The organism is Ferdinandcohnia salidurans, from assembly GCF_042680725.1.
Lineage (GTDB): Bacteria > Bacillota > Bacilli > Bacillales > Bacillaceae_L > Ferdinandcohnia > Ferdinandcohnia salidurans.
On the sequence record NZ_JBHUEK010000010.1, the window covers coordinates 344,182 to 369,582 of the forward strand.

A 25,401-nucleotide genomic window follows, 5' to 3' on the forward strand; every position below is an offset into this window, starting at 1 on the left:
ATCATTCATCCTCCCCGATTGTTTGGATAATGGTCATGGTTACTCCTACAACAACTAAATAAACACCGGTATCGAATAATACAGCAGTGGCAAGTTCTGTTTTCCCGAAAATTGGTAAATTAAAGTAACCAAATGTATGGGATAAGAAGGGTACATCGAAAAAGAATGAACCCATTGCAGTTAAAGTTGCAATTAATAACCCGAGAGCCGCAACCTTTTTAAAGTCAAAAGGCAAGGCTTTTTTTACAGTTTTCATATCGAATGCTAAAAGGAGAAGGACGATTGCTGCAGCTGAAATCAGTCCACCGATAAATCCTCCTCCTGGAGTATTATGACCTGCAAAAAAGAGATTCAAGGAATAGGCAAGAATAATGAAAACAGTTATCTTTGTTGCTGTTTGTAGGATTAAATCATTTGTTTTCATCCTTCTTTCCTCCTTGTTAAACGTAATTTGATCATCGTAAATATACCTAGTGCTGCAATTCCAAGCACAGTAATTTCAAACAATGTATCAAAGCCACGGAAGTCTACTAATATGACGTTAACTATATTTGTACCTCCGCCTTTTTTATAGCTATTTTCTACAAAATAACTTGAGATAGAGTCAATCAATCTTGTGCTATTTGCGGAAATCGCAAGTAAAGTAACAATGGTTCCAACCCCTAAAGAAATAATGAGGTTTGTCAGACGAAAACGCATTGGTTTTTCTTTTTTGTGTAGCTTTGGTAAGTGATAGAAACACAATAGGAATAAGGAAACGGATACTGTTTCGATTACGAGCTGAGTCAACGCTAAATCAGGTGCGCGGAATAGCACAAAGAATAACGAAACTGAATATCCAACTGCACCAAGTGCGATAATTGCCGTAAGTCTTGATTTGGCGAAAACAGTTGTCGCTACGCCACCAACAAGAACAAATGCTAGCACAGCTTCAAAAAGTCGAACTGGCGCAACATGTGCTAAATCAAAAGCAAATGCATTTTTGATAATGAGCGCACTTCCAATTGCTAAGATAAAGAATGCAAACATAATAACTAAGTAGTCACGAATAACCCCAGTCATATAGAAGCGATTTAACTTTGATGCTGACCTCTCCATTCCAATAATCCCATTGTCATAAAGATTGTTTAAAGTTAAACGCTTGGAAAAGACATTGTAAATGCCTGTCCATTTTGCAAGTGAAAGAAACATAAGGGTTCCTAACACAACAACTCCAATTGACATAAAGAGCGGTGCGTTCCAGCCGTGGAAATACTCAAAGTGAACATGAAAGTTTGAATCACCATCAAGTAAGCTTGGAACGATGGATGCCACAGCTGGTTCAATTAAACTTGGAGCCAGAATGTTTGAAAACAATCCAAAAATGATAACAAGTGAAGCTAGGATAATTGGTGAGATTAACATCCCAATTGGTGCTTCATGTGGTTTTTTATCCAGTTTTTCAAACTGAGCTTTTCCAGTAAAAGTTTTAAAGACTAGAATCATACTGTAAATGAACGTGAAAACACTAGCAATCCAACCGATGATAGGGAAAAGAATACCTAATGTTTCCATATTGAAAATATCAAGTGTCGTTGCATTTACAATTGCTGTAAAGAACGCTTCTTTACTTAAGAAACCATTAAATGGTGGTAGACCTGCCATTGAAAACGCGCCAATAACAGCCAATGTGAAGGTAATTGGCATCACGGTCATTAATCCACCAAGTTTGCGAATATCACGGGTACCTGTTTCATGGTCGATAATACCTACAACCATGAACAAACTTCCTTTGAATGTCGCGTGGTTAATTAAGTGGAAAATAGCGGCGACTATTGCAGCCAAATAAATATTGGTATCAAGATGATCATAATGAAGAGCAGCTGAACCAATTCCTAATAGGGACATAATCATCCCCAGTTGACTTACTGTTGAAAATGCGAGAATTCCTTTTAAATCTGTTTGTTTAACGGCGCTAAATGAGCCCCAGAACAAGGTAATGATTCCAAAGGTTGAGATAATCCAGAACCATTCACTTGATCCAGCAAAAATTGGACTTAAGCGCGCAACTAAATAAATACCTGCTTTTACCATTGTCGCTGAATGAAGATACGCACTAACAGGTGTTGGTGCTTCCATTGCATCCGGTAACCAAATATGGAACGGAAATTGAGCTGATTTTGTAAAAGCACCTAATAAAATTAATAGCATTGCCGGAATGAATAGTGGATTTGATGGTAATGTATCCACTTGAGCAATCATCTCACGAATACTGAATGTATTCGTCATGAGTGATAGTAAAACAAATCCAGCTAGCATGGATAAACCACCAAACACGGTGATTAACATTGACTTTAGTGCACCATACCTAGATTTTTCACGATTATGCCAGTATCCAATTAGTAGAAAAGAAGAAAGACTAGTTAACTCCCAGAATGTATAAAGCATAATCACATTATCGGAGAGGACAACTCCAAGCATAGCTCCCATAAAACAGAGCAGGTACACATAAAAGTTATGTAGGGATTCCTTTTCTTTCGATAAGTAGTAGATAGAGTAGAGAACTACCAACGCTCCAATACCTGTAATCAGTAAGGCAAACAAGAGTCCTAATCCATCAATGTACGCAGTGAAATTTACACCAATGGAAGGTATCCATTCTGCGGTACGTATTATCGGATTTCCATTCATCGTGTCCTTCATAAATGGAAAGAAATAAGAAAATAGTAGTACAGGTAGAATTAGAACAAACCAACCTGTATGAATCCCGCGCAAATATTTGCGTAAAAAAGGAATTAAGATAGCCAATATAAATGGAGATAATATGGCCCAATGTACAAGTGACAAAACAGTACCCCCTCAAACATTTATTATTTCTTATAAAAGTATATAACAATTATTACGAACTTGCATGCCTTGCAACTTCTAGTGTTACCTAGATTTTTAGTTGTTATTAAATATGAAGAGATGTGTTCTTATGAACAAAAAAAATTTTTTAAAATAGATTGTATAAAAATGCTTTTCGAAATGAATGCTAGTAGCAAGAGGTGAGTTTTGTGAATGTAAAAAAAGGAATAGTGGCAATTGCGATTTTTGCCTTCTTGTTTACAATAGCGTGGGTAATTCATGACCAAACGAAGAGAGAATATATCGTAGAAGAACAAGTTGATAACCAGCAACAATTTCAAATACAAACAATTGATTCGACACAAACAGAGGAAACAACAGTCTATCCAAAATTTAAACCACGTGAATATATTCGGATTGAACATCGAAAATAAAAAAAGGATGAGACAAAAAGCATCTCATCCTAAATCATACTATTATTTCTTACCATTGGAACCGGAATAGCTTTATTATGGAACATCATAATTAAAATTGGACATCCAAGAAGAGCCAAGAGAGTAAATAAACTAAATAACAAATTCGATGTTAATGTAATACCCGCTTCATAACCAGCTTCCATATAATCAACGTATAGAGCAGCAATTTCCTGATCATCAGGGAAATTTGCGAGCATTAGAAATTCCTTGTTTTCCGTATCATAATAAAAGAATTCATGTTTTTGAATATAAAAAATGCTATCGCGTTTTAATTTATATGCTACGTGCCCTACGACAACATTGGCTGTATACGTATCAATTTCTTCTTCATTTTTCTCTGTACTTGGATCATCCGCTGTGATGACTTTTGTAATTTCTGCTTCCTTCGTAATGGTATTAACCACTTCAGCAGAACCTTCCGCATAATAATTAATTTCCTTCAGTTTCTCATTAACTGCTTTTGTGAAATCTGATTCCCCAGATGCACCTGCCGTACTTAAGAAGGTGAAAAAAGCCAAACAACAGACAAGCATCAAAAATAATAACCCTTTTTTCATCTAACCCCTCTTTTCCCATAATAGTAGTCCTTACTCTATATGTATTTACAAAAAAGAGATTTACCACTAAAATCGAAAAGAACAACGCAGTGAAGTATTGATATGAGGAATTGAAAATGAAGAATACATATTTTACAAGTTACTTTCCGCTTATTTCTATTATTCTTTTTAGTGTCTCGTTTGCGATTTTGACTGAATTGAAAACATTAGAGCTACTTAAACAAATTGGTATTTACCGTGGAATGCAGGAGTTTTTCTCCCCAACCTGGATTAATTTTGCGATCTTTTTTGTGTTTTTCTTGATTTATTTCATGGTATTTGCCGCTCTAAAATTAATCTCGAATACATTGCTTGAACTTTCCCTTTTGTTTTTCACGAGGGACAGTAATGGAGAAAGCTTACCAAAAATACGAGTCGGTTCCTTCTTCTATCTTGTTGGAGGGACGGTTTCACTCGCTTTTGTACAGTCCTTTTATGGCATCGTCATTGTGCTTTTACTCGCAACTCTTGGATATTTTATTTTTTTCGTCTATAAAATTCAAGACACCTTAACTTTCGGTGGATTAATTGGATTAGTCTTTTTTCATACACTAAGTTGGTTCACGTTTTTTATGACCGTAACCTATGTATGTATTCGGTTATACAACAGTATTATCGCTAGCTTACCAATCTAAAAAAGCGAGCCAATTACTGGCTCGCCTTCATAATATCCTTCCATATATATATTTGCGGTTTTCGTGATTCCATATAGTAAATGCTTTTGTTCTGATCATGACCAACCCAAACTCCAGCTGTATACTTATCGGTTAAACCGACAAACCAGAGGTCTTTTACATCATTTGTGGTTCCAGTTTTTCCACCAATATAACCGCTTGAAAAATTCGCTTCTTTAGCCGTTCCAGATTTTACAACGTCTGCAAGTAATGACTTTACCTTTTGATTGGCTGAACGACTCCAAACCGTTGAAGATTGTTCATTCCATTCATAAAGGACCTTTCCTTGTAAATCTGTTACTCTCGTAATACCACGAGCTTGAATAAATTGACCATTATTTGCAAATGTTGCAAATGCATTTGTCATTTCTAAAGGGGACATCCCGTATGTAAAACCGCCAATGGCCGCGGGTAAATGGTGGTCTTCTTTAACCACATTCGAAAAATGAAGCTTATCTAAATAATGGAATCCATTTTCAACCCCAACCTTTTCTAATAGTCGAACAGCAGGGGTATTATAGGAATACTTAAAAGCCGTTTGTAAGCTAACATTTCCATATTGGCCACCACCATAATTTCGCGGGCAATATCCTTTTTTGCAATAATTGTTTGCATTAATTGTCTGTGAGATTGAGGCACCTGTTTGATCAAAATAAGGTGCATAAACAAGCAATGGTTTAATCGCAGAGCCAGGCTGACGGAAAGCTTGGTATGCCCGATGAAATGAAAACTTTTCGTAATTTTTCCCACCAACAATGGCGACAAGTTGATTCCTGCTATGTTCGATAACTGCAGCAGCACCTTGAACGTTTGCGTTTGGTAAAAATCGTTCCACTGAATGTATAGCGGCATCCTGTATTGAAGGGTTCAATGCTGTTTCGATGATGATTCCAGACTTGAGAGTCTCTTTTACCTTAGTATCTAATTCTTTCTGCCGTTTTTCCTTTTCATCATTTGAAGTTGCTGACTTTATTTTTTGGTTAAATCCATCTTTTTCAGCAATTAATTCCTCAAACTCTTGATAAATATAGGTCGTATAATCAGGATACTGGTCGACGATTTTCTCCTTTTTTGCAAGTTCAATCGGCTCATGTATGGCTTTTTCATATTCCTCTTTTGTGATTTTGCCAGCTTCGGATAAGTTTTGTAAAATTCGTTCTTGTCTTTCTTTTGTATTTGAAAAATGCGTAACTGGATTATAAAGATATGGATTATTTGGTATGGCACATAAAAAGGCGATTTTCGCTAGTGAAGCATCTTTGATGGATTGATTAAAATAAAGCTGAGAAGCAGTTTCAATCCCATATGCCCCATTTTGAAAATAAATCGCATTTATGTACAATGTTATAATTTCTTCTTTTGATAGGTTCCGCTCAAGTTGATACGAATACAATAGCTCACTTAACTTTCGGTTATAGGTTTTTTCGTTAGTTAAATAGAGATTTCTTGCTAGCTGTTGTGTAAGTGTACTTCCACCCTGGTCAATAGAATCATTTTGTAAATTAACAAGAGCAGCTCTACTTATTCCGGATATATCAAAGCCTAGATGCTCATAAAAATGCTGATCTTCAATGGTAATAAACAATTCCTTTACAATTTGCGGAATCTCATCCTTAGTGAGTGTGATCCGATTCTCGCTATGGTGAATCTCTGAAATTACATTTCCTGTTCTGTCCGTTATGTAGCTTGTTTGTGGTAACACTACTTCATCAATTGGGATTTTTTCATCCAGCACAGCTGGAAAACTTTTTGCAACCTTCAACTCCCCGTTTACTTGGAATAGCACAAACAAAAATAATAGAAAAAGTAAAAAAGTGATGATGTACCCTGTTTGTCTTCTCATAAACTAACACTCTTTCAAAAAGTTATACTTTTATTATATAAAAAAAGAGATGGCAATCGCCATCTGTTTAAGCAGCTTGTTGAGTTGATTTTTCAGAATGCCGAACAACACTTAGCCATAAGATTATTGCTCCCGTTAAAAAGAGACCACTTGTTACGAAAAAGACGGTAGAAATTCCGAAAAAACCACTAAGAATCCCACCAGAAATCGGACCAATGACATTTCCTAAAAACCGAAAACTAACATTATAGCCTTGAACTTCGCCTTGCATGGAAAGTGGTGCGACCTGACGGATATAAGCTGTCATGCAAGGGATGAGCCCTCCAACGGCCATTCCAAATAAAAATCGACAAACTACAAGCTGCCATAACTCGGTCACAAGTCCTTGCGGAATAAACATAATCGCGGACGCAAGCAAGAGGATTGTTAAGATTTTTTCATGGCCAATACGGTCACCGCTTTTACCCCATTGTCTTGTGAATAATAAATTTCCAAAACCGGTCGCGGAAAATGCCATCCCAGCCAAGAACACAATATTACTACTGTCTGTTAAATGCGTAACATATAATGCAAGTAAGGGCTGAATACTAAAATTAGCGACCTGGATGAGAGTCGAGATAAGCATAATGGTTAATAAAACCGGATGCTTGAGGATATGAATTAAAACCTCTTTACGCGTATACTTTTTGGCAGTAGTACTTGTTTCATTCGCTCGTACCTCTTTAATACCAACAGCAACTAAGACGACTGCCCCTAAAATGACGACCGCAGTGAGGACAAAGGTATATTGGAAACCGACTGCATCTGCAAGCAATCCACCTAATAATGGACCGAATAATGCTCCTGACACATTCCCCATTTGAAGTGTTCCTAACGTTTTTCCGGCAATTTCTTTCGGTGTTTGTGCGGAAATGAGGGCAAGGGAGGTTGGAATAAAACCTGTTACAGCACCCATGAAGAGTCTCAAGAAAAATAACTGCTTTACCGAGTTCACATATCCCATTAAAAAAATACTAACGGCAATGCCAATACCTGTAATGATAAGAATTTTTTTGTAGCTATTTCGATCACCAAAACGTCCCCAAATCGGTGAAATAAAAAAAGCCGTAACAAAGGTTGCTGCAAAAACTAATCCAGCCCACCGTTGTACAAAGCTATCTGAGTAATCACCAAATGTTTCGATGTATAAAGAGAGAAATGGCATTATCATTGTAGCACTTGCAGCAACAAAGAAATTGGCAAACCACATGATCAAAAGATTTCGCTTAGCTGTTTGAATCGGAAACACCTTCTTAATTCGAATATTTCGACTTACTAAATATTATAGAATATTATTGTGCTTTATTAAAGAAGAAATAGCATATATATTATAAATATATTCTGAAAAATACAATAAACCGTGCTATAATATTTAAAAAGATGTTCGTTGGTTTTGTATTGTAAAGGTAGTATCTAACTTTACTAGACTAATAAGATAAAGGAGGTTTAGGAGTGGATAATCAGCATCAATATTTGTTTATTGATTTTGAATTTACAATGCCAGAGAGAAAAAACAACCCACAAGGATTTTACCCCGAGATTATTGAAGTTGGACTTGTTTGCGTGAGGAACCAAAAAATAATCGAACAATACTCGTCATATGTGAAACCAATAAAATTTCCTACATTAACAGAACGATGTAAGTCCTTTTTAAACATTTCTCAAGAGCAAGTCGATCACGGTATCACATTTCAAGAGTTGGTTAATAAGCTCTCACGGTATGAAAATCATTCATCTAGCACCATCATCACATGGGGAAATATGGATATGAAGGTTTTGCGCCATAATTCTCAACGGGCTGGAATTCCTTTTCCTTTTAAAGGAAAGCAAAGGGACTTGTCTATGGAATATAAACGCTTTTTTGGGGACCAAAATCAGACAGGTCTTTGGAAGGCGGTCCAAGAGTATGGTAAAGAAGGGACAGGCAAACATCATTGTGCCCTTGATGACGCCCTTACAACCTTTAATATATTCAAGTTAGTTGAAAATGATAAACGCTATTTATCCAAACCAGAGCCAACAACTATCGGCGATCGAGTCGATTTCTCGAAAGTATTAAATAAATTTGCACTATAAAAAACCAATTCGCTCATCAAGTGAATTGGTTTTTATTTTTAAAATTTGATAGCACTGTCGAATTTTTACAATTGATTTGAAAAATAATCGCATCCCGTTAGGATATCCTAATTTCAAAAGGAGGGATGCCTTATGTTTATTGGCCATAAAATAGAGAATCCACAAACTGTATGTTTATATATAGATCCCCAGTTAGAGGAGTTTTCAAGTGAAATTGGTACACCAGAACAAGGCAAAAAGCTTCATCTAAACGAAAGCATTCGCATGTATCTCAATGAAAAAGTCCCTACCCTAAATCCGAATATCGTAAAGGTCATGATGGGGACAATGGTAATCGCAACAATTACTTTAGTGGGAGGACACCATTCCTCTAAAGTAGAGGCAGCCAGCAATAACCAAGCAAGTTCCCAAACCCAAACAACACATACGGTTGCAAACGGTGATACACTATATGGAATTGCAAAACAATATAATCTAACCGTGTCCCAGGTAAAACAACTAAACCATTTAACCGGTGATATGATCTACCCTGGACAAACGCTTGTAATTAGTGAGGCCAAACCTCCACAAACGACAGCAACGTATACAGTAACCCGTGGTGACACACTTTACTCCATTGCTAATTCTTATAACATGAGTATTGATCAAATCAAGCAATTAAATAATCTAACTTCAAACACCATCCATGTGGGACAAACCCTACAAGTAATCGGTACTGCACCACAGACCATTCAAATACAAGACAACACATATACGGTTCAACCTGGCGATTCATTATATTCAATAGCCCAACGAGCTAACACTACGGTTGACCAAATCATGAAAAATAATAACTTAACATCATCGATGCTCTATGTGGGTCAAACATTACAGCTAGGAAATACAGCGGCAGCCCCACAGCAAAATGTAGCAAGTGCTACATATACCGTAAAAGCAGGAGATACCTTATATGGAATTGCTCGAACTTATAATATGAGTGTGACGGAGCTTAAAAACATCAATAAGCTGACAACAAATACTCTTTCAATTGGACAAGTATTAAAAGTGAGTGGAACTGCTCAAGCTGAACAAGGAACACAAAACCGAGAGCAGGTGCTTCAAGATTTAGTGAATGACTCGTATAATTTTGTAGGAATTCCATACTTGTGGGGAGGAACGACAACAGCTGGATTTGATTGTTCTGGTTTCGTTTCCTTTATGCATGCGCGTCATGGAATTGACATCCCAAGAACTACATCAGCAGGCTATTATACGATGGGGACGCCTGTCTCAAAAGCAAATTTACAGCAGGGAGACCTCGTGTTTTTTGCGGTCAATGATACTGGCCGTATCTCCCATGTTGGCTTTTATGTAGGGAATAACAAATTTATTTCCGCCACATCCTCAAAGGGAATAGACGTTGTATCGATGGATAATACGTATTGGTCCAAATATTATGTAGGCGCCAAGCGGGTTTACTAAAAAAAGAAAAACCTACGGAACAACTGAATCCGTAGGTTTTCTATGTTCTCGGCCAATAATTGTGATTTATAGCCGATAAGGTAAAAATACGGCTTATAAATTAAATTTACGGCCAATAAATACATTTAATGGTCATTAGCCTAAAATTTGACTCAAGGGCTTATTTAAAATAATCTTTCTCCAACACGTTCATGTTTTCAAGACTGCGCAGTGCCCACTCTGTTCCTTCAGCTTGTAAATCATTCTTTGTTTTTTCCACTGCTTCTCTTAAAGAGGACTTGTATTCTGGAACTTCCTCTTTGTAATGGCGTACCATCTTTTTCGGAACATTTGTCTGCTCGTTAAAAGCAAGAGCTCTACGTTCTTGAAAAAGTGGAACATTAACATCCTTCGGTGAATGAATATCCCCTTGCATTGGATGCTTTAAAACAGCCTTTACCTTCACAAGATAATGCTCAGGTTTAATTGCTGTAATTTCTCCAATATATTTTCCAGTCTTATAAATTCCAGTTACAATATCACCAACTTTAAATTCATCAGACATTTAAAATCACTCCTTCTGCAAATTTCTAACTCTTTCCATTATAACCGACGTCATTCGAACAAGCATCTTATAACACGTCTTAGGTTTGTGATATAATGTAAAAAGCTATCATTATAGGTTGAAAGGTGTGTAAGAATGCTGCTTTTACCAGTATTAAACCTGTTTCTATATTTCCCTGAGGATAAATCAGAATATATTCCTGCTGGAATAACGACTGTTATTTGCTTAATTGTTGCGTTTATCGTGTTTCGCTTATTTATCAAGCATTCAAAAAAAGAACAAGCGAAAGCTGAGGAACTAGAGAAGCAATTAATAAAACAAGACAAAAATAATTTCACGAAGTAATTTTAGGTGATTCTATGGAAAATCAACAAACAAATTTTCAAATTATGATTATGCTACAAGAATGGGATCCACTTGGCTATGGAGTCGGTTCCTATGAAACAGAAGCGGTGGATGTTTTACAGGCAGCCCATCAATTTGATAATCCCGGTAAATTAGCAAGGAAAATACAGTCTATTTTTGAATTCTCCTTTGAGGAAGTCATTCCACTAAAAGAATGTGAGGACATGGCCGTAAAACTCTTATCCATTTTAAATAATGCGACGTGCGAACTGTAAAAAAGATGGGGCAACCCATCTTTTTTTTAGATAAACTCCGAAATATACTCGTAAACCTTCTCGGGACATTCTTCAGGAACCAAATGCCCCGTATTCTTAATGGAAACAAAACTAGAATTTGGGAGGTCCTGATGAAGCCTTTTCCCTACAGAAATTGGAACAACTCGATCTTTTTCACCCCAAATTAAAAAGACAGGATGGTTGATCTTTTTTAATTCTTCAGACGGTAAGTCTCCCTCACGATGGCGAATCATTCGCGTTAATCCCATAAAAATTCGGTTATCCAAGAAGGGCTCTGTATATCCATCAATCATTTCTTGGTCAATGAGTTCATGGTTATGCACGACATTACGTAAATTATGTAATACCCCTTGCTTGGCTAGCTTCCTTTTTACAATAAAATGAAAATAGGGAAGATAGGAAGAATAGATTAAGGACTTTGGCATTCGTTTCATATAGCCTGAGCTGCACAACAAAACTAATTTATCTACTAGATCAGGCGCTTGCTTTGCAATGTATAGGCATATTTGGCCCCCCATCGAATGGCCAACTAAATTCACTTTTGAAAAATGAAAAGACCGAATCAAATCGCATACCACATACGCAATATTTGAATAAGAGTACGTGAATCTTGTCGATTTTTCACTCTTACCGAAAGGGGGGAGGTCAATCGATAAAATTGTATACTCTTCCTTTAAAAAGGGAATCAGTCTTCGAAAGCTAAATGAGGATGATAAGAAGCCGTGCAACATGACAAGAACGGGCTTCTTTTTACTATGTTGGTATAACTCATAATGAAGATTTACTCCCTTAATTTGTATCGTATCCATTGATGAAAATCCACATCCTACACTATTGATTTATCCCTATTTTTACCAAAGGGGATAGAAAAACTCATAAAATTTCGAATGAATATAAAATAATTCAATATACTATTCATTTATCTGATATAATAAGTGACAAAAATTCAATTCAAATTACTAGGAGTGACCATTATGCAGTTACAGGAAAATGAAATTGAAATACTTGAGATTATTGAAAACAACGGACGACTTCCTGTGGAAACAATTGCAAAATTAGTTGGCAAAAGTGTCGATGAAGTCGATGGCATTATTCAAAAACTCGAAGATCAAAAGATTATTGTGGAGTATAACACAATCGTGGACTGGAAGAAAGTTGAAGGCCATGAAGGTGTAACAGCTATGATTGATGTAAAGGTAACCCCGAAAAAAGGTGTCGGCTTTGATGAAATTGCCAAACGTATCTATCATTTTAAAGAAGTAAAATCTGTTTATTTAATGTCTGGAGCATATGATTTATCGGTTGTAATTGAAGGTAAAACGATGTCAGAAGTTGGTTCTTTTGTGTCTGAGAAGCTTTCAACACTTGATTCTGTTCTTTCGACAACAACTCATTTTATTTTGAAAAAATATAAGCATGATGGGACTATTTTTGATCAAGGTGAAGATGATAAACGGATTGTGGTGACACCATGACTTCTCAGTACCTTTCTAAAAAAGTGCAAGAATTACAACCTTCCGGAATCCGTCGATTCTTTGATTTAGCAGTAACGATGGAGGGTGTCATTTCGTTAGGTGTGGGTGAACCTGATTTTGTAACACCTTGGTCAATTCGAGAAGCGAGCATTCAATCTATCGAGTCAGGTATTACATCTTACACAGGAAATGCAGGACTTCTTGAACTGCGGCAGGAAATTTCAGCTTATTTACATAGGTCATTTGGGGTGAAATATACTCCTGAACATGAGGTTATTGTGACCGTCGGCGGAAGCCAAGCAATTGATTTAGCATTGCGTGCAGTAGTCGATCCAGGTGATGAAGTAATCATTGTGGAACCAACGTTTGTTGCGTACAGCCCAATAGTTTCGCTAGCAGGCGGAGTTCCAATCCCTGTGCATACGAGACCTGAAAATGAATTTAAGCTACAGCCAGAAGAAATAGAAAAAGTAGTAACAGAACGTACAAAGGCCATTATTATTTGTTCTCCAAATAATCCAACAGGAACAATGCTTAGGAAGGAAGAACTTGAAGCAATTGCTAAAATTGTGGAAAAGCATGATTTACTTGTGATTTCAGATGAGATTTATGCAGAACTTTCCTATGAAGGCAAATATACAAGTTTTTCAAGTATCCCTGGGATGTTTGAGCGCACAATCCTTGTTTCTGGATTTTCAAAGGGCTTTGCTATGACTGGATGGCGCTTAGGTTATTCTGCTGCTCCAAGAGAAATTTCGGAAGCTATGTTGAAAATTCATCAATATACCATGATGTGTGCTTCGACAATGGCTCAGTACGGAGCAATCGAGGCTCTTCGAAATGGACTTTCTGATGTAGAATATATGAGAAAAAGCTATCGTCAGCGTAGAAACTTCTTCGTGTCCTCGTTACAGGAAATTGGACTATCTTGTCATATGCCAGGCGGTGCTTTCTATGCATTTCCGTCTATTAAAGAAACAGGATTATCATCTGAGGAATTTGCGCATCGTTTACTGATGGAGGAAAGAGTAGCAGTTGTCCCTGGTAATGTATTCGGTGAAAGTGGTGAAGGGTTTATCCGTTGCTCGTATGCATCTTCACTCGAGCAGCTCCAAGAAGCAGTCAAACGAATGGGCCGATTCTTGAAAAACAATAATCTTGTATAAAAAACTGTATAAAAAAATGGACAAAACCGATTTTGGTTTTGTCCTACATACAAAAGGGGAATACTAGAAAGCCTTTGAAAGTAGTATCTCCAGCAATCACCTATTTTAAACACTGCACAGATCCCGCTATTATCAAAATGATAAATATTACCTCCTTCATAATTTCATCTCGAAATGGTAACTCTAAAAGAGAAAAGGTTCTTTTTTTGAATAAATGGCTATTCTGTGTTATAATTGTTTATTGCGTATATAAAGGTATGTAAACTAAAGTTTTAGGAGTTGGGTAGCATGACAGAAAAATTCGAAGTAGGAAATGTTGTTAAGGGTAAAATTACAGGGATTCAACCTTATGGAGCATTTGTTGCTTTAGACGAAAATACACAAGGTTTAGTTCATATTTCAGAAGTAACTCATGGTTTTGTTAAAGATATTAACGAACATGTTAAAGTTGGCGATGAAGTAAATGTAAAGATTTTATCTATTGATGAAGGCGCAGGAAAAATCGGTCTATCAATTCGTGCAACTGAAGAAGCACCAGAAAAGCCGGTACAAAGAACTGCTAAGCCTAAAAAACGTCCAGCACAAGCACAACCAGCAAATGCTGAAAGCCCTCAAGGTTTCAACACTTTAAAGGATAAGCTTGAAGAATGGATTGAACAATCGAATTTTAACTAAGAACCAGGAAAAGAGGCATTCATTGAATAGCCTCTTTTTTTACATATATTAATAAAAGTAGAAGATAATGTAAAGAGCAAACTACTTTACAACATGTTGTAACATTGCCATAATTTTTTACAGGAGGCGATTATTTTGGAAAACTTTACATATTACAACCCAACTAAGCTTATTTTTGGTAAAGGGCAGGTACAAGAACTTAAAACTGAAATTCCCCAATACGGAAAAAAAGTATTGCTTATATATGGTGGCGGTAGCATCAAAAGAAATGGTTTGTACGACCAAGTCATTCACCAATTAAATGAAATAGGGGCAGAGGTACACGAGTTTTCTGGAGTAGAACCTAATCCTCGTCTGTCTACAGTCAGAAAAGGAATAGAAATCTGCCGTAAGGAAGGCATTGAATTTTTACTCGCAGTTGGTGGTGGAAGTGTTATTGACTGTACAAAAGCAATAGCCGTTGGCGTAAAATACGATGGTGATGTATGGGATTTCATGTCTCGAAAAGCAGTGGCTACTGACGCTCTTCCTTTAGGAACTGTATTGACAATAGCTGCGACAGGTTCAGAAATGAATTCAGGCTCGGTTATTACAAATTGGGAAACGAATGAAAAATATGGATGGGGAAGTCCTGCTGTGTTTCCTAAATTTTCAATTTTAGATCCAGTTTATACATATTCTCTGCCAAAGGATCAAACAGTGTATGGAATGGTGGATATGATGTCACATGTGTTGGAACATTATTTCCATCATGAACCGAACACGTTAACCCAAGACAGATGGTGTGAGTCTATACTAAAGACGGTCATCGAAACGGCACCAAAACTAATTAATGACTTAGAAAACTATGATTACAGAGCGACCATTATGCTTAATGGAACTCTTGCCTTAAATAAAATGTTAAACATGGGATATAGCGGGGATTGGGCTACACATAATATTGAACATGCCGTATCTGCTGTATATGACATCCCTCATGGTGGTGGACTTGCGATTCTATTCCCGAATTGGATGAAGCATGTTTTGGATGAAAATGTAGACCGTTTCAAGCAATTGGCTGTTCGTGTCTTTGATGTCGATCCTGAAGGAAAAACAGAGCGTGAAGTAGCACTTGAAGGAATCGATAAGCTAAGAGAGTTTTGGAACAGCATTGGTGCACCATCAAGATTGGCAGATTACGACATTGACGAAGAAAACCTTGAACTAATGGCTGAAAAAACAGTTGTTTTCGGTGAATTTGGTCGCTTTAAAGTACTAGGCAAACAAGATTCGCTTGAAATACTAAAAGCATCTCTATAATTGATATTTATAAACTGCAAAAAAGGCTCATACTACCTGTGTGAGTACTTTTTTTTACTTTTTTTAAATGGCTACGCTTACAGTGAGACGACGGTCTTGATTTAACAGAAAAGTTTGGTTACAGTGAAAGAGGCATTGAAAATTAAAGGGTGGAGGTATTGAAAATGACACATGTTCGTTTTGATTATTCAAAAGCATTAACTTTTTTTGGAGAACATGAAATTACATATCTACGTGATGCGGTTAAGGTCGCACACCATTCTATACATGAAAAAACAGGCGCAGGTAGTGATTTCTTAGGATGGGTAGACCTTCCTTCCGAATATGACAAAGAAGAATTTTCTCGCATTCAAAAGAGCGCTAAAAAAATCAAATCAGATTCTGACATTTTACTAGTGATTGGTATCGGTGGTTCTTATCTTGGTGCAAAAGCAGCTATTGATTGGTTAAACCACTCCTTCTATAATTCCTTATCAAAGGAACAACGTAAAACACCACAAATCGTATTTGTAGGGAACAACATCAGTTCTACATATATGAAAGACCTTATGGATTTACTAGAAGGTAAAGATTATTCAATTAACGTCATTTCTAAATCTGGAACAACAACTGAACCAGCACTAGCATTCCGTATCTTCCGTAAAATGTTAATTGAAAAATACGGAAAAGAAGAAGCTCGTGGCCGTATCTTTGCAACAACTGACAAAGCACGTGGTGCATTAAAAACTTTAGCAACTGAAGAAGGCTATGAATCCTTCGTCATTCCTGATGATGTTGGTGGTCGTTACTCCGTTTTAACAGCTGTTGGACTACTTCCAATTGCCGTTAGTGGTGCAAATATTGAAGAAATGATGAAGGGTGCACAAGCAGCAAGTGTTGATTTCTCTAAATCAGAGCTTGAAGAGAACGCTGCTTACCAATATGCGGCTGTTCGTAATGCACTATACAACAAAGGCAAAACAATTGAAATGTTAATCAACTATGAACCAGGACTTCAATATTTCTCTGAATGGTGGAAGCAATTATTTGGCGAAAGTGAAGGGAAAGACCAAAAAGGGATTTATCCATCGTCTGCAAACTTCTCAACAGACCTTCACTCACTTGGACAATATGTTCAAGAAGGGCGACGTGATTTATTTGAAACAGTTATTAATATCGAAAAATCCCGTCATGAATTAATTGTTGAAGCAGAAGATAATGATTTAGATGGATTAAATTATTTAGCTGGAAAATCAGTTGATTTTGTTAATAAGAAAGCATTCGAAGGTACAATGCTTGCTCATACAGATGGAGGCGTACCAAATCTAATTGTCCATGTACCAGAAATGGACGAGTATTCATTTGGATACCTTGTGTACTTCTTTGAGAAAGCATGTGCAATGAGTGGATACCTATTAGGTGTAAATCCATTCGACCAACCAGGTGTAGAAGCATACAAAGTTAATATGTTTGCTCTACTAGGTAAGCCTGGCTTCGAAGAGAAGAAGGCTGAACTAGAAAAACGCTTATAAGCTGATCATAGAAAAAGGGATTCTCGCATCGAGAATCCCTTTTAACTTTTTATGATTAGAATGTGATCATTTTTTCGTATTTCAAGTGAAAGTGGAGGATTAATTGTTATTTCTTCGCCTCGTTTAATTCCAATTAAAATTTTCCCTTCTTTTAATAATGTTTCACTCGCTTTTTGAAAAGTTAATCCCACCAAATCAAAGGTAGTTTCCAAAAACTGAAGTTTTACACCTTTTAAATCAACTAACATGGACAGCAAAGCATCAGACACTCCATGTGAAAAAAGACTATTGACCATCACCAAACTTGAAAGCCGATTAGTTTGGATGATTTCATCTGCACCACCACGCTTTGCATTCTGAATCTGATGAGTGGTTAGTATTTCTACAATTGTATAAACGGTTGGATTCAACCCTTTTATCGCAAGTAATGTCAAGATGGTGAGCATATCAGCATGTACTTCATCCTTGCCTTGGTCGGCGGTAACTAAGACCATTTCTGCATCCTGTATATTTGCTTGCTTTAGGGTTTCATCACGAGTTGGATCCCCTTTTATAAAATGAAAATGATTGCCAGGCATCGGGTTTTTTTCTAAGGAATCATCAATTAACAAAATTTCAGTTGCTGACCCCGGAGTTTTAAGAAAAGAAATGGTTTCCCTTACCCGTTCATTCCAACCAATGATTATAATGTGTTTTTTTCCGTGGAATCCAGACGTACCTTCAAGGTATGCATTTTGAGTAACGAAGGTTGAAGTTGAAATCGCAGCGAAATAGCGGGTTACAATTCCAACACCGATAAAGATCAGAAACATCCCCACAATTCTTCCAACAAATGAAGTTGGAGCATAATCACCGTATCCTACTGTTGCGGCGGTGACAATCGACCACCAAACCCCGTCGAAAACGGTTGGAAAGTTTTCCGGCTCAATTAAGTGAATAATGGCACCAAAGATGATGATGACTAATAAAACAATTCCAATAAGCTTGGCAATCAAAAAGCGCTTAAAAAAGGAAGCTAAGATACTTGTTAACAAACACTCCACTCCTTTTTTCTTCTATTTTTTTTCATCTTTTGGTAGAAAGGCAAAGATCTCTTTTATGATTGTATTAATCCTACGAGTAATCTCTTCGTCTCCAAAGGTCTCCTTCGCTTTTTCAATGGCTTCAATAACCTCTTGATCAAATTCAATCAGAGGCTTGTCTTCTTCTGCCTCATTGTATAACTGAATGACAACATCTAAGCCTTCATTTAACCGATCAATCGAATCACTAAGTGTCTTCTTCTCATTTTCATTAAGCTTCATACGTTTACTCCTCTTCCTTGATCCTTTCCTATATAGTGTGTTCAAAAGCTTGCTATTTTTGCATAAATTTCCTAGAAATTCGGAAACTATTGGAGGGAAGAAAATATTAATTGGGAGTGAGTAGAATGGATATTCGTAGAGCAAGGCAAATCTTATCTTCATCAAATGAAGTTACCGTTCATTATCAAGGCACTTCAGTATGGATTGACAGCTGCGATGAGCAGGGGAATATGTGCACAGTCCACCTTAAAGGTAGGGAGCATGAAAAAAATATTGTCCCAGTAGCTGAATTGGAAGAAATGTAAGTACAAAAGTATTAGATCGGGTTGATTTTTGCCGGGTGTAGGGTGGCATTTTGACTGGAAAGAGAAAATTATTGTTTTCTCTGTCTGAATCATCCCGGCATTCCGACTTGCTTTAGAGGTATCTGGGTGCTAAGAGTCCGAATCAATGACACAATTGGACTCACTGGAGCTTTTTCTGGTTGAGTCTGTCGGAATCAACCCGTAATTCTGACACAAAGGAGTAGTTAGTGGTTGAGGCTGTCAGAATAACCCTTGAATTCAGACTCACCGTAGAGTTTTTTTGTTCACTGAGTCCGAATAAGCTTTGCATTCTGACACAAGGGAGATGTTTCGGGTTAAGTCTGTCAGAATAACCCTTGTATTGGGACACACCGTAGAGTTTTCTGTGTTCACTGAGTCCGAATTGACCAAGCATTCTGGCACAAAGTAGAAGTTACTGGTTGAGTCTGTCAGAAAAACCCTTGATTTCAGACTCACCGTAGAGTATTCTAGTTCACTGAGTCCGAATGAGCCTAGCATTCTGACACAAGGGAGAAGTTTCGGGTTGAGTCTGTCAGAATAACCCTTGTATTCAGACTCACCGTAGAGTTTTTTGGTTCACTGAGTCCGAATAAGCTTTGCATTCTGACACAAAGGAGTAGTTACTTGCTGAGTCTGTCAGAAAATCCCTTGTATTGGGACACACCGTAGAGTTTTCTGTGTTCACTGAGTCCGAATGAGCCAAGCATTCTGACACAAAGGAGAAGTAAGTGGTTGAGTCTGTCAGAATAACCCTTGTATTCAGACTCACCGCAGAGTTTTCTAGTTCATTGAGTCCGAATTGGCTAAGCATTCTGACACAAAGGAGAAGTTACTTATTGAGTCTGTCAGAAAAACCCTTGAATTCAGACTCACCGTAGAAGTTTCAAGTTCCTGAGTCAGAATCATCAAGTGGACTCACCGAGAACTACCATGTTCCTTACTAATATTGAATGACAAAACAAAAGCTCCCATTTTACGCAAAGGGGAGCTTTTTTAATCCCAAAATCCACTAATGAATTTTGCGAATATATCCGAACTAAAGTAGAAAAATGAGCATAGAAAAAAAGCAATCACAAGTCCAGTTAAAATCCAACTAAGTGTCTCCTTCTTCACACAATCACCTCTTTTATATACTATTTGCATATTGGAATCTTTCATGCAAACCAAAAAACCTCTAGGACACCCTAGAGGTTTTTTGTATATATAAATGATAGGGGAAATGAAGTAAAAAGTGCCTCTAATTATGAGAGAGTAATTAGAGGCAAGAGAGAAATGAAAACTTCATTGAATTAGACGACCTGTCTTGTAAAAGGTTACAAACTCTATAAAATTTTTTTAAAGGATATTCATTCTTTTTCTCTTCCAAGCATACATATAGGACAAGCGAAAAAAAGAGGGGGATTTGATATGTCTTATCCAGGATCAAAGGGTTGGTATGTGAAACAATTAAAAGAAAAAGGGATTTACCATCATCCAGTTGAGCGTAAAAAACTAGAAACGTATAAAACATATATCCTACGAAAATTATATTTTGAACTAGTTGCGGATAAAGAAGCAGATAAATAATTGTCAAAAGCGGTCCTCGAGGCTGCTTTTTTTGTGCGAACATTTTTCTCCAAATCTACTCATTTTTAAAATATAATAAGAGATGAGTAGGAGGGGGATCAGTGGAAACAGTCGAAATCGATTTATCACAACGATTTGAGATAGCCTTCAATCGTGTTCATAAAGCATTAAGTAAAATGGTCAAGAATGTGAATGGAGATATATTTAGTCAATTGGTTGCACATGGTGCAAAAAGGCATGCCATAATCCGTTCCTATAAGGATGAACTCTTTCAATTTGCTAAGCTCCGCAATGCGATTGTCCATGAAAAATTACGTGCTGATTTTTATATAGCTGAGCCACATCAAGAAGTGGTTGAGCGGATTGAGGAAATTGCAGCTCTTTTGGAGAAACCAGTAACGGCATTATCGATTTCAAGTCGCCCTGTTATTTATTTTAATTTTCATTCCTCTATTAAAGATGTGATTCTTGCTATCCATAATAATTCGTATACGAAGTTTCCGATTTACAATGATGGTACATGCATTGGAATTTTAACGTCTGGGGCCATAATGAAATGGATGGCCAAACATTTATCAAATGATAGTATCGATTTATCAAATATCCGAGTTGGGGAAGTTATCCCCTACGAAACAAAGCATCTAATCGAATTTGTTGATCAAAATTGTGATATATTTGTCGTTGAAGAAAAGTTTGAGAAACGCCATGCCCATGGTAAAAAACTAGAAGCGGTCATCATAACCGAAACTGGACAAATCGACGAAAAGCCATTAGGGATCATCACATCATGGGACCTAATTGAAATTGATTAAATACGCGAACTAAAAAGGCACTGAGAACAGTGCCTTTTAATTATTAAACTGAATATAGGAACGTCGCTTCCACCCTAGCGGTTATCGTCAATTCCCCAGCTTGGATCGGTGTAGCAGCTTCACTTTTGGCAAACATTGCAGTTTGAAATGGAACAGGTGGGCTTTGCTGTGATAACTCCTTAATTTGAAGGGGAACCTCTTGAAGTGCAACTCCTAATTTTTTTGCGATTGTCCTTGCTTTATCTTGTCCGTCTTGAACGGCATTCTGAAGTGCTCTTTCATAATATATTTGAGGATTGCGTACTGTAAAAGTAATATTCGTCACCGTATTGGCTCCGTTCTGAACGGCTGTATCTACAACGGTACCTACCGATTGGATGTCCACATCTGATATTTGTAACATATGAGTCACTCGGTAGCCCCTTAAGGTCTGTTTCGAGTTTTCATAGTCATAAATGATGTCGATTCGAAAATCTACTGTTTTGATATGTTCATTTGGTATCCCTAGTCCTAATAAAGAATCTATGACCTTTTTTGTTAGTTGGTTATTTTCATTTTGAGCTTCAGTAACTGTGCTACTTTCTGTGATGACACCTAATGTGATGGTGGCAATGTTCGGCGCAGTTGTAACAATTCCCTCACCATTTACTTGCATTCGATGTGTATTGGTACTATTGTTCCTTTTAGGTTGAGAACGCATCATCCAAGGTTCATAATAATACATCGTAGAGCTCCTTCCCAAAATAATCTTTTTGGTATTGTATTACTTCGAGAACATTTAGGTGTGCATACAAAAAAATAAAGCCCACGGATTTCATGAGCTTAGCCAGCCATTCTTTTTCGATACAATGGTCCAAAAATGACGTGTAAACATATATCCCCTGTAAAGTGAGCAATCATGGCTATTTCAATTCCAAACTTCCAATATAAATACCCAAACAACATTCCAGGTATGGCATTAAGTAAAACCGTACGGATAATAACGATTTTGGATTTGCCGAAAAGTCCAAAAGCAGCCGGCAAATGTCCTACGCCGAATAAAAGGGCAGCAACGATGATCCCAATCCAATATGCAAGATCGCCTAACCCTAAAAGGCTTAATACATATACCACTGCTGTCATTAAAAATAAGCGGGTTAAAACTTCCTCTGAGATTCCACCATAAAATGAAGCTAAAAACGATTGAAATCTAGAAGGTTCATCCATTTGAACATTAGGTATCTTTTTCATGAAAAGAATATCCAAACCGATGATGATAATGGCTACAACAAATCCAATCACAATACTCAGAAGAATGGTCCCTGAGATGTCGTAGGGAACAGTGCTCCCATCTAACCAGGAATCAATTAACCACCAATGTAAGTCAACTTTTGGAGCAAGCCATGTTCCAATAAATGCGGAAACTCCTAATAACACAACACTTTGAATGATACTGATTAAAACAAGTACTGGTGTAGGAGGAATCTTTTTAGTGGGATTCTTTATTGTATCCTCTTCAATTTTTCCTTTTAACATTTTAAACTGATAGGGCATAACGACGATTGCCCCGATTGATGCAGCTATCCAAAATATAAAAAACTCTGTCATCTAAACACCCTCATTCATTTTCGTTATCATTTATTTTCCGTAGATAATACGAATGAAGTGTTGAGAAAGTTCATTTTTATTTTTCAAGTTAAACAAAAAAAGGTGCCCATTAAGGCACCTTAATCATACTTGATCTTCTTTAACATTATTCATAATGGATACAATATTTTTTACCCATTGATTATTTAGACCAGTGGCGTCATTCGCTGCTTGATTTGGAGCATAGATTGTTTGGATTTCACCGATTGTTTCATTTCCGTTCTCGACATAGTATTTCTTTAAATAGATCGCTTTAAAATGGATACTATCTTCAATAGAACGAAACTTTTGCCATTCTGTTCCACCTTCGACTAATTCCTGGCAACCAGGGTTTGGATAATCTTCCCCAAAAATATCGGCGTAAATATCAGGCATACATGTAATACCCCCAATATTGTTCCAAGGTGAGGTTGAAATTTCAGAATCTCCCCAACCGGTTTCCTGAGCAGCTAATGCTGCTAAAAATACAGGATCAATATCATGCTCTTCACCCGATTTTACAAAGTTTGGTCCTAAACCTTTTAGATTTCCCTTTAAATGCTTGTCCAATTCTTGACCAGTAATAGTATTTTCCTGTTCTACATTATAATTTTTTGAAGCCATTTGCACAGGCTTGCTTTGCGGTTTTTGATTATTTATTTTTTCTTTCTTTAATTCTTTTACTGGATTAATTGCTGGCGTGTTTTTCTTTTCAAGTGTTTCAGCATTTGAATGTTGCATGGTAGCGAAAATACTTGTTCCTATAATGATTACAACACCAATTATATAAATGAGGGCTGGTTTTTTAAGTAAAAGGTTTGAGATTTTCATATTATCCTACCTCCTTCATAAGACCTTTTTCCTACTCATGGAAACTATCCTAACATACTAAAATGACAGTTATGTTACAAAGAGGTTATAACAATCTTATAAAAAGATGACAAAGGGTATAGGTTGTTTGCAAATATACTGTTAGTCTAGTATAATCTGAAACTGTATGTTCGTTGTCAGAAACGTAAACATTTCCCATTTTTATCAATAAAATGGAAGTAAATTGCTTTTAAGGCAAAAAATATACAATGAAAGGTGTTTGTTATGTATTTTCAAAGTTTGCTAATGAAAGAGGATCTGAATAAGAACCCGTCAGAGGTCAAACAGGATTTAGAGGATTTACAGTTTCAGCTTTTTCGCATGCAAGATAACATCAAAGAAATTTCTAAAAAGCATCAAATTATCGGTATTGACCAATCAAAGGAAGAAAAATGGGTAATTGTATCGGCCTTTGATGACGGCAATCGTTGCCAAATCATGGTGAATGATTGTGACACAGCCTATAGAGGTAACTGGGATTTTTCACTTCAGGCACAATACAAAGATGAAGCTAATGCGATTCATATTGGTGATATCAAAGGACCTGCGAACCAGGGCTATGGTTCGATTTGCATGAATCATTTAAAGGAAATTGCGCGCGAACAAAACATCCCTGTTATTACAGGCGATATCGCAAAAAGAGACTGGGATCACGTTGATCGTCTTGTCTATTTTTACGAAAAACACGATTTCGAAGTTGAAATCGATCCTAAAACAAAATCGGGTGAAATTATTTGGAAAGATTAATTAAAAAGAAAGAGACCTGCTTACCACTTATCTTACGGTAAAGCAGGTCTTTTTATTATGAAATAAAATGTCCAAACCGATTGAAGACTTTGACGTATGATACATTAGCTTTGAAAAAGGAATGAGAACAATGTTATATAAACGTATAATATACAGAGTCAACCCGAGCAATGCTTCTCAATGTGCCCAATTTTTAAATGACCACTTTATCCCCATTCAAATTAAAAATGGTGCAAAACTAATTGGGCAGTGGCAAGATGAATCCAATAAGGAAATAATGGCCGTTTGGGAATATCCAAATATGGACGAGTATATAAAAATTGAAAAAAGAGTTTACAAAGAGAAACAGAAAATAGAGGAACTAAAAAAGCATTACTTAGATTGTAAGGAGGATTTCTTATCTTCGACAGGTACGTATGAGTCCCCTAAACACACAGTCAGTGTAAGTGGATTTATCACAAATGATAATAACGAAGTATTACTGGTAAAGACTTTTTGGCGATCTGATACTTGGGAGCTTCCTGGAGGTGGAGTTGATGAAGGTGAGACGTTAGACAAGGCCCTTTGTCGGGAAATTTTCGAAGAAACAGGGGTTCATGTGCGATTACATGGTGTAACGGGTGTATATTCAAATGGAAGTGTCGTTTCAATTGTTTTTCGCGGGGAATATAGTGGAGGCAATTTAACGACGTCTAACGAAACAAAAGAAGTAGCTTTTGTAAAAATAAATGAATTTAATTTTGCTGATTATATAAAGAGGCCAAAGTTTAAACCACGTGTTCTTGATGCGCTAAAAGGAGATTATGTGCCATATGAAGCTTTTAAAGTGAGACCATATGAATTATTAGCAAGATTTGAAGGAAATTAGT

The 25,401-nt window shown here is 36.8% G+C and carries 28 protein-coding genes; 16 read left to right on the forward strand and 12 right to left on the reverse strand.

Features of this window, described 5'->3' with window-relative positions; translation table 11 throughout:
* Nucleotide 1: 1 nt before the first annotated feature.
* The gene (locus tag ACFSFW_RS09015; RefSeq protein WP_099361754.1) at nt 2-424 is read right to left on the reverse strand and encodes a Na(+)/H(+) antiporter subunit B; all 423 of its coding nucleotides are present in this window, start codon (nt 422-424) and stop codon (nt 2-4) included.
* On the reverse strand, nt 421-2,826 hold the full coding sequence (locus ACFSFW_RS09020) for a Na+/H+ antiporter subunit A (protein WP_304215957.1): 2,406 nt from the start codon (nt 2,824-2,826) through the stop codon (nt 421-423). Before ACFSFW_RS09020 ends, ACFSFW_RS09015 begins: the two co-directional genes overlap by 4 nt.
* Nucleotides 2,827-3,035: 209 nt before the next feature.
* Between ACFSFW_RS09020 and ACFSFW_RS09025 the strand changes: the two genes are divergently transcribed.
* Nucleotides 3,036-3,260, forward strand: coding sequence for a hypothetical protein (locus tag ACFSFW_RS09025; RefSeq protein ID WP_099355569.1), 225 nt, complete (start codon nt 3,036-3,038; stop codon nt 3,258-3,260).
* Between the two features lie 29 nt (nt 3,261-3,289).
* On the opposite strand, the gene ACFSFW_RS09030 is transcribed toward ACFSFW_RS09025, so the two are convergent.
* Nucleotides 3,290-3,859 (reverse strand): hypothetical protein, encoded by a 570-nt coding sequence (locus ACFSFW_RS09030; RefSeq protein WP_388037353.1) that lies wholly within the window; start codon nt 3,857-3,859, stop codon nt 3,290-3,292.
* A 116-nt stretch (nt 3,860-3,975) separates the two neighbouring features.
* Here ACFSFW_RS09030 and ACFSFW_RS09035 point away from each other — a divergent pair, with 116 nt between their 5' ends.
* Nucleotides 3,976-4,533: a DUF5366 family protein gene (locus ACFSFW_RS09035; RefSeq protein WP_388037355.1), complete on the forward strand. Its 558-nt coding sequence runs from the start codon at nt 3,976-3,978 to the stop codon at nt 4,531-4,533.
* 13 nt (nt 4,534-4,546) lie between these two features.
* Here the strand turns inward: ACFSFW_RS09035 and ACFSFW_RS09040 are convergent, their stop codons facing one another.
* Together ACFSFW_RS09040 and ACFSFW_RS09045 are read right to left on the reverse strand one after the other, a co-directional pair.
* On the reverse strand, nt 4,547-6,415 hold the full coding sequence (locus ACFSFW_RS09040; RefSeq protein WP_388037358.1) for a transglycosylase domain-containing protein: 1,869 nt from the start codon (nt 6,413-6,415) through the stop codon (nt 4,547-4,549).
* A 67-nt stretch (nt 6,416-6,482) separates the two neighbouring features.
* On the reverse strand, nt 6,483-7,664 hold the full coding sequence (locus ACFSFW_RS09045; protein WP_388037441.1) for an MFS transporter: 1,182 nt from the start codon (nt 7,662-7,664) through the stop codon (nt 6,483-6,485).
* A gap of 242 nt (nt 7,665-7,906) precedes the next feature.
* Between ACFSFW_RS09045 and kapD the strand changes: the two genes are divergently transcribed.
* Nucleotides 7,907-8,530: a 3'-5' exonuclease KapD gene (gene kapD, locus ACFSFW_RS09050; RefSeq protein ID WP_304215948.1), complete on the forward strand. Its 624-nt coding sequence runs from the start codon at nt 7,907-7,909 to the stop codon at nt 8,528-8,530.
* Nucleotides 8,531-8,662: 132 nt separating this feature from the next.
* Nucleotides 8,663-9,991, forward strand: coding sequence for a C40 family peptidase (locus tag ACFSFW_RS09055; RefSeq protein WP_304215946.1), 1,329 nt, complete (start codon nt 8,663-8,665; stop codon nt 9,989-9,991).
* A gap of 160 nt (nt 9,992-10,151) precedes the next feature.
* On the opposite strand, the gene kapB is transcribed toward ACFSFW_RS09055, so the two are convergent.
* Nucleotides 10,152-10,535 carry a kinase-associated lipoprotein KapB gene (kapB, locus tag ACFSFW_RS09060; RefSeq protein ID WP_304215944.1) on the reverse strand — a complete coding sequence of 128 codons (384 nt, stop codon included), beginning with the start codon at nt 10,533-10,535 and terminating at the stop codon, nt 10,152-10,154.
* Nucleotides 10,536-10,670: 135 nt separating this feature from the next.
* On the opposite strand from kapB, the gene ACFSFW_RS09065 reads away from it, so the two are divergent.
* Nucleotides 10,671-10,880 (forward strand): hypothetical protein, encoded by a 210-nt coding sequence (locus ACFSFW_RS09065; RefSeq protein ID WP_304215942.1) that lies wholly within the window; start codon nt 10,671-10,673, stop codon nt 10,878-10,880.
* 14 nt (nt 10,881-10,894) lie between these two features.
* Nucleotides 10,895-11,155: a DUF1871 family protein gene (locus ACFSFW_RS09070; protein ID WP_304215940.1), complete on the forward strand. Its 261-nt coding sequence runs from the start codon at nt 10,895-10,897 to the stop codon at nt 11,153-11,155.
* A gap of 26 nt (nt 11,156-11,181) precedes the next feature.
* Here ACFSFW_RS09070 and ACFSFW_RS09075 read toward each other — a convergent pair whose 3' ends face one another.
* Nucleotides 11,182-11,985, reverse strand: a complete 804-nt coding sequence (locus ACFSFW_RS09075) for an alpha/beta fold hydrolase (RefSeq protein ID WP_388037363.1) — start codon at nt 11,983-11,985, stop codon at nt 11,182-11,184.
* A 165-nt stretch (nt 11,986-12,150) separates the two neighbouring features.
* On the opposite strand from ACFSFW_RS09075, the gene ACFSFW_RS09080 reads away from it, so the two are divergent.
* The 5 genes from ACFSFW_RS09080 (at nt 12,151) to ACFSFW_RS09100 (ending at nt 17,302) form a co-directional block, all read left to right on the forward strand.
* Complete coding sequence (locus tag ACFSFW_RS09080; RefSeq protein WP_099361766.1) at nt 12,151-12,651, forward strand: Lrp/AsnC family transcriptional regulator; 501 nt, start codon at nt 12,151-12,153, stop codon at nt 12,649-12,651.
* Nucleotides 12,648-13,817 (forward strand): aminotransferase, encoded by a 1,170-nt coding sequence (locus ACFSFW_RS09085; RefSeq protein WP_388037366.1) that lies wholly within the window; start codon nt 12,648-12,650, stop codon nt 13,815-13,817. The genes ACFSFW_RS09080 and ACFSFW_RS09085 overlap by 4 nt, the downstream gene beginning before the upstream one ends.
* Before the next feature lie 288 nt (nt 13,818-14,105).
* The gene (gene yugI, locus ACFSFW_RS09090; RefSeq protein WP_099355581.1) at nt 14,106-14,492 is read left to right on the forward strand and encodes a S1 domain-containing post-transcriptional regulator GSP13; all 387 of its coding nucleotides are present in this window, start codon (nt 14,106-14,108) and stop codon (nt 14,490-14,492) included.
* Between the two features lie 135 nt (nt 14,493-14,627).
* Complete coding sequence (locus ACFSFW_RS09095) at nt 14,628-15,791, forward strand: iron-containing alcohol dehydrogenase (RefSeq protein WP_388037369.1); 1,164 nt, start codon at nt 14,628-14,630, stop codon at nt 15,789-15,791.
* Nucleotides 15,792-15,955: 164 nt separating this feature from the next.
* Complete coding sequence (locus ACFSFW_RS09100; RefSeq protein WP_388037372.1) at nt 15,956-17,302, forward strand: glucose-6-phosphate isomerase; 1,347 nt, start codon at nt 15,956-15,958, stop codon at nt 17,300-17,302.
* Between the two features lie 41 nt (nt 17,303-17,343).
* Here ACFSFW_RS09100 and ACFSFW_RS09105 read toward each other — a convergent pair whose 3' ends face one another.
* Nucleotides 17,344-18,336 carry a potassium channel family protein gene (locus ACFSFW_RS09105; protein ID WP_388037375.1) on the reverse strand — a complete coding sequence of 331 codons (993 nt, stop codon included), beginning with the start codon at nt 18,334-18,336 and terminating at the stop codon, nt 17,344-17,346.
* Nucleotides 18,337-18,357: 21 nt separating this feature from the next.
* Nucleotides 18,358-18,606: an atypical membrane-integrating protein (Mistic protein) gene (locus tag ACFSFW_RS09110; protein WP_099355585.1), complete on the reverse strand. Its 249-nt coding sequence runs from the start codon at nt 18,604-18,606 to the stop codon at nt 18,358-18,360.
* 125 nt (nt 18,607-18,731) lie between these two features.
* Between ACFSFW_RS09110 and ACFSFW_RS09115 the strand changes: the two genes are divergently transcribed.
* The 3 genes from ACFSFW_RS09115 to ACFSFW_RS09125 all read left to right on the forward strand — a co-directional run bounded on the left by ACFSFW_RS09115 (nt 18,732) and on the right by ACFSFW_RS09125 (nt 21,310).
* Entirely contained in the window at nt 18,732-18,911 is a 180-nt protein-coding gene (locus ACFSFW_RS09115) for an H-type small acid-soluble spore protein (RefSeq protein ID WP_304215925.1), read from the forward strand.
* Between the two features lie 1,428 nt (nt 18,912-20,339).
* Nucleotides 20,340-20,498: a DUF2639 domain-containing protein gene (locus ACFSFW_RS09120; RefSeq protein ID WP_099355587.1), complete on the forward strand. Its 159-nt coding sequence runs from the start codon at nt 20,340-20,342 to the stop codon at nt 20,496-20,498.
* Between the two features lie 101 nt (nt 20,499-20,599).
* On the forward strand, nt 20,600-21,310 hold the full coding sequence (locus ACFSFW_RS09125; protein ID WP_388037380.1) for a CBS domain-containing protein: 711 nt from the start codon (nt 20,600-20,602) through the stop codon (nt 21,308-21,310).
* Nucleotides 21,311-21,353: 43 nt separating this feature from the next.
* On the opposite strand, the gene ACFSFW_RS09130 is transcribed toward ACFSFW_RS09125, so the two are convergent.
* The 3 genes from ACFSFW_RS09130 to ACFSFW_RS09140 form a co-directional block, all read right to left on the reverse strand.
* The gene (locus ACFSFW_RS09130; RefSeq protein WP_304215919.1) at nt 21,354-22,034 is read right to left on the reverse strand and encodes an SIMPL domain-containing protein; all 681 of its coding nucleotides are present in this window, start codon (nt 22,032-22,034) and stop codon (nt 21,354-21,356) included.
* Nucleotides 22,035-22,132: 98 nt separating this feature from the next.
* A complete protein-coding gene (locus tag ACFSFW_RS09135; protein WP_304215917.1) occupies nt 22,133-22,897 on the reverse strand; it encodes a CPBP family intramembrane glutamic endopeptidase in 765 nt (254 codons plus the stop codon).
* A gap of 123 nt (nt 22,898-23,020) precedes the next feature.
* Nucleotides 23,021-23,746 (reverse strand): glucosaminidase domain-containing protein, encoded by a 726-nt coding sequence (locus tag ACFSFW_RS09140; RefSeq protein WP_388037385.1) that lies wholly within the window; start codon nt 23,744-23,746, stop codon nt 23,021-23,023.
* A 264-nt stretch (nt 23,747-24,010) separates the two neighbouring features.
* On the opposite strand from ACFSFW_RS09140, the gene ACFSFW_RS09145 reads away from it, so the two are divergent.
* Both ACFSFW_RS09145 and ACFSFW_RS09150 read left to right on the forward strand, forming a co-directional pair.
* On the forward strand, nt 24,011-24,532 hold the full coding sequence (locus ACFSFW_RS09145; RefSeq protein ID WP_304215912.1) for a hypothetical protein: 522 nt from the start codon (nt 24,011-24,013) through the stop codon (nt 24,530-24,532).
* Nucleotides 24,533-24,662: 130 nt separating this feature from the next.
* Complete coding sequence (locus ACFSFW_RS09150; RefSeq protein ID WP_388037388.1) at nt 24,663-25,400, forward strand: NUDIX hydrolase; 738 nt, start codon at nt 24,663-24,665, stop codon at nt 25,398-25,400.
* Nucleotide 25,401: the final 1 nt, after the last annotated feature.

Excerpts from the sequence above, each read along its gene's own strand:
- ACFSFW_RS09015 (WP_099361754.1), bottom strand. The coding sequence starts at position 424 with ATGAAAACAAATGATTTAATCCTACAAACAGCAACAAAGATAACTGTT.
- ACFSFW_RS09030 (WP_388037353.1), bottom strand. The coding sequence starts at position 3,859 with ATGAAAAAAGGGTTATTATTTTTGATGCTTGTCTGTTGTTTGGCTTTT.
- ACFSFW_RS09035 (WP_388037355.1), top strand. The coding sequence starts at position 3,976 with ATGAAGAATACATATTTTACAAGTTACTTTCCGCTTATTTCTATTATT.
- ACFSFW_RS09040 (WP_388037358.1), bottom strand. The coding sequence starts at position 6,415 with ATGAGAAGACAAACAGGGTACATCATCACTTTTTTACTTTTTCTATTA.
- ACFSFW_RS09045 (WP_388037441.1), bottom strand. The coding sequence starts at position 7,664 with ATGTGGTTTGCCAATTTCTTTGTTGCTGCAAGTGCTACAATGATAATG.
- ACFSFW_RS09055 (WP_304215946.1), top strand. The coding sequence starts at position 8,663 with ATGTTTATTGGCCATAAAATAGAGAATCCACAAACTGTATGTTTATAT.
- kapB (WP_304215944.1), bottom strand. The coding sequence starts at position 10,535 with ATGTCTGATGAATTTAAAGTTGGTGATATTGTAACTGGAATTTATAAG.
- ACFSFW_RS09065 (WP_304215942.1), top strand. The coding sequence starts at position 10,671 with ATGCTGCTTTTACCAGTATTAAACCTGTTTCTATATTTCCCTGAGGAT.
- ACFSFW_RS09070 (WP_304215940.1), top strand. The coding sequence starts at position 10,895 with ATGGAAAATCAACAAACAAATTTTCAAATTATGATTATGCTACAAGAA.
- ACFSFW_RS09075 (WP_388037363.1), bottom strand. The coding sequence starts at position 11,985 with ATGGATACGATACAAATTAAGGGAGTAAATCTTCATTATGAGTTATAC.
- ACFSFW_RS09080 (WP_099361766.1), top strand. The coding sequence starts at position 12,151 with ATGCAGTTACAGGAAAATGAAATTGAAATACTTGAGATTATTGAAAAC.
- ACFSFW_RS09085 (WP_388037366.1), top strand. The coding sequence starts at position 12,648 with ATGACTTCTCAGTACCTTTCTAAAAAAGTGCAAGAATTACAACCTTCC.
- yugI (WP_099355581.1), top strand. The coding sequence starts at position 14,106 with ATGACAGAAAAATTCGAAGTAGGAAATGTTGTTAAGGGTAAAATTACA.
- ACFSFW_RS09100 (WP_388037372.1), top strand. The coding sequence starts at position 15,956 with ATGACACATGTTCGTTTTGATTATTCAAAAGCATTAACTTTTTTTGGA.
- ACFSFW_RS09110 (WP_099355585.1), bottom strand. The coding sequence starts at position 18,606 with ATGAAGCTTAATGAAAATGAGAAGAAGACACTTAGTGATTCGATTGAT.
- ACFSFW_RS09115 (WP_304215925.1), top strand. The coding sequence starts at position 18,732 with ATGGATATTCGTAGAGCAAGGCAAATCTTATCTTCATCAAATGAAGTT.
- ACFSFW_RS09120 (WP_099355587.1), top strand. The coding sequence starts at position 20,340 with ATGTCTTATCCAGGATCAAAGGGTTGGTATGTGAAACAATTAAAAGAA.
- ACFSFW_RS09130 (WP_304215919.1), bottom strand. The coding sequence starts at position 22,034 with ATGTATTATTATGAACCTTGGATGATGCGTTCTCAACCTAAAAGGAAC.
- ACFSFW_RS09135 (WP_304215917.1), bottom strand. The coding sequence starts at position 22,897 with ATGACAGAGTTTTTTATATTTTGGATAGCTGCATCAATCGGGGCAATC.
- ACFSFW_RS09140 (WP_388037385.1), bottom strand. The coding sequence starts at position 23,746 with ATGAAAATCTCAAACCTTTTACTTAAAAAACCAGCCCTCATTTATATA.
- ACFSFW_RS09145 (WP_304215912.1), top strand. The coding sequence starts at position 24,011 with ATGTATTTTCAAAGTTTGCTAATGAAAGAGGATCTGAATAAGAACCCG.
- ACFSFW_RS09150 (WP_388037388.1), top strand. The coding sequence starts at position 24,663 with ATGTTATATAAACGTATAATATACAGAGTCAACCCGAGCAATGCTTCT.